Origin of the sequence: Burkholderia sp. JPY481 (genome assembly GCF_038900515.1) — a bacterium.
Lineage (GTDB): Bacteria > Pseudomonadota > Gammaproteobacteria > Burkholderiales > Burkholderiaceae > Paraburkholderia > Paraburkholderia youngii.
Window position 1 is genome coordinate 1 of record NZ_JAYMRT010000083.1, and the last position, 2,532, is coordinate 2,532.

Annotated in this window: 3 protein-coding genes and 2 pseudogenes; 2 read left to right on the top strand and 3 right to left on the bottom strand. The window is 58.5% G+C overall.

The window, feature by feature from the left end:
- From VSR82_RS39630 to VSR82_RS39640, 3 genes and pseudogenes are all read right to left on the bottom strand, one after another.
- Positions 1-161 (bottom strand): annotated as a pseudogene (locus VSR82_RS39630) (IS3 family transposase); the annotation flags it as partial.
- Between the two features lie 44 nt (positions 162-205).
- A complete protein-coding gene (locus tag VSR82_RS39635) occupies positions 206-1,474 on the bottom strand; it encodes an IS256 family transposase (RefSeq protein WP_498858888.1) in 1,269 nt (422 codons plus the stop codon).
- 63 nt (positions 1,475-1,537) lie between these two features.
- Positions 1,538-2,017, bottom strand: a pseudogene (locus tag VSR82_RS39640) (IS3 family transposase); the annotation flags it as partial.
- Between the two features lie 23 nt (positions 2,018-2,040).
- Between VSR82_RS39640 and tnpA the strand changes: the two are divergent.
- Positions 2,041-2,391: an IS66-like element accessory protein TnpA gene (gene tnpA, locus VSR82_RS39645; RefSeq protein WP_410852900.1), complete on the top strand. Its 351-nt coding sequence runs from the start codon at positions 2,041-2,043 to the stop codon at positions 2,389-2,391.
- Positions 2,304-2,532, top strand: a 229-nt coding sequence (gene tnpB / locus VSR82_RS39650; RefSeq protein ID WP_498858887.1) for an IS66 family insertion sequence element accessory protein TnpB, incomplete at its 3' end; no start/stop codon positions are given. The genes tnpA and tnpB, both read left to right, overlap by 88 nt.

A 2,532-nucleotide genomic window follows, 5' to 3' on the forward strand; every position in this document is an offset into this window, starting at 1 on the left:
TCAAATTTGTTGAGATAAAAGAACTCCGCTTTGAGGGTGCCGAAGAAGCTCTCCATGGCGGCATTGTCATAGCAGTTGCCCTTGCGTGACATGCTTTGTGTGATCGAACGGTTCTCAAGAAGGCGACCGTACACCGCCATCTGATATTGCCAGCCCTGGTCGGGAGGTGTCAGTAATTTTGTGTGCCGAGGTCGGTTAAAAGATCTCAGCTCATGGCGTTCGTGAACCGCTCGCCGAACATAATGGCGAACTGATTGACTGCCTGCCGCCAGGTAATAGGCGGCATCTTCCAATCCTTTTCGATGTTGCGCAAGGCCAGATACAGCAGCTTGCTGGCGGCTTCGTCGCTGGGGAAGTGGCCGCGATTCTTGACGATCTTGCGCAACTGTATGTGCATGCTTTCAATCGCGTTTGTCGTATATATGATTTTGCGCACCTCTGGCGGATAGGCAAAGAACGGGATGACTTGCTCCCATTGGCGTTGCCACATCGGCGCGACGGTGGGGAATTTGCGGCCCCACCCGCTTTGTGCGAAGACCTCGAGCGCCGCTGCCGCCGCTGCGGCCGTGGCGGCCTGATAGATCGGCTTGAGCGCGGCCGCCAGCAGCTTGCGGTCCTTCCAGCCCGGCAGATTCAGCGAATTGCGGATCAAATGCACGATGCAGGTCTGGATCTGCGCGGCCGGATACACCGCCTCGATCGCTTCCGGAAAGCCGCGCAGGCCGTCCACGACCGCAATCAGAATGTCGTGCAACCCGCGGTTCTTCAGCTCGTTGAAGACCTTCAGCCAGAACTTGGCGCCTTCGGTCTGTTCGATCCACAAGCCGAGCACTTCCTTGCGGCCGTCGGCCCGGATGCCCAGCGCCAGATAGACGGCCTTGTTCTTGACCGTGCCTTCGTCGCGGATCTTCAGCCGAAGCGCGTCGAAATACACGATCGGATACATCGCTTCGAGCGGGCGTTGCTGCCACTGCTCGACCTCGGCCAGTACTTCATCTGTGACGGTCGAAATCAGATCAGGCGACACCTGCAGACCGTACAGCTCCAGCAAATGGCCCTGGATCTCGCGCACGCTCATGCCGCGCGCATACATGCTGATGACGTGGTCGTCAAAGCCCGGCAGGCGGCGTTGATACTTGCCGACCAGTCGGGGCTCGAACGTCGCCTCCCGATCGCGTGGAATGTCCAGCTTCAGCTCGCCGTTGGGCGTGATGACCGTCTTGGGGCTGGTGCCGTTGCGGTGATTGCTGCTCCTGCCTTGTCCGGCCTCGCTCTCCAGGTGGTGCGTGAGTTCCGCCGCGAGCATGCGCTCGGCCAGTTGTTTCTTTAGTTGGCCGGCCAGGCCTGATTCGCCCAGAATCGACTCGGCATCCTTGCTTTGCACCTGCGCCAGCAGTTGATCGATCAGCTCGTCGGGGAACAGCCTCGGCGCCTTCGGGTTCTTGCTCTTCTTGGTCACTGTTGTTTCGGTCATAGGACGCGTTATTTCCGTTATCGTCCATGACCTCGGCACACTAAAAATCTGACAGGCTCCCTGGTCGGAATGTAAGATTGGCTTGTCGCTCTGCTTGAGCCGACCAAATGCCTTTTTTAGCATAGTGCCTACCATGTCAAACAAAGGACGCCGGGCCATCTGGTACGCAACGATCTCACCGTTGTAAAGGTCAAGCACTGGGGAGAGATAGAGCTTCTCCCCACGAACGTTGAATTCGGTCACGTCTGTGACCCACTTCTGGTTCGGCGATTCTGCGTCGAACTTGCGTTCGAGAACATTTGGCGCAATTTTTCCCACTTCGCCCTTGTAGGCGCGATATTTCTTGATCCGCACGCAGGACTTCAGTCGCAGATCACCCATGAGACGCTGGATCGTCTTGTGGTTGACGGCGAGGCCCTCTTGCCGAATCGTAGCGGTGATGCGACGGTAGCCATATCGCCCTTTATGCCTGTCGAAGATTGGTAAGCGTTGCCTCACGACCGTCTGTTCATCGGTTCGCAGAGTCGGCAATCTGATTCCCACTAGATCAAGTGGGAATCAGAACGATGGAATCGAAGGCAGTGGGCCGGCGACTTGGGTCCAAGAACTACCCGAAGGAATTCCGGGCGATGGTCGTAGCGCAATCAAACGATCCGGCCCGCTCGATCGCGGATGTGGCACAAGAGCACGGCTTGAACGCCAACATGGTCGCCCGCTGGCGGCGCGCTCATGAGCGCGCCGAATCGACTGCGAATGTCCAGCCTACCGAGACATTCATCCCCGTGCATGTGCACTCGCCGGCACAACCGTCCTCAAGTGTCGTCGTCGAATGTGGCGCTGTGCGGGTACGCTTCGACGGGCCGCTGGACCTGAGCGTACTGCGAACCGTACTTGCAACGTTGCGGTCGCCGTCGTGATTGGCCTGCCGTCCGGATCCCGAGTGTGGCTGGCCGCAGGAGTCACCGACATGCGGGCTGGATTCAACAGTCTCGCCGCGAAGGTGCAAACGGTCCTTGAACGCGATCCCTTCTGTGGTCACGTGTTCGTGTTTCGCGGCA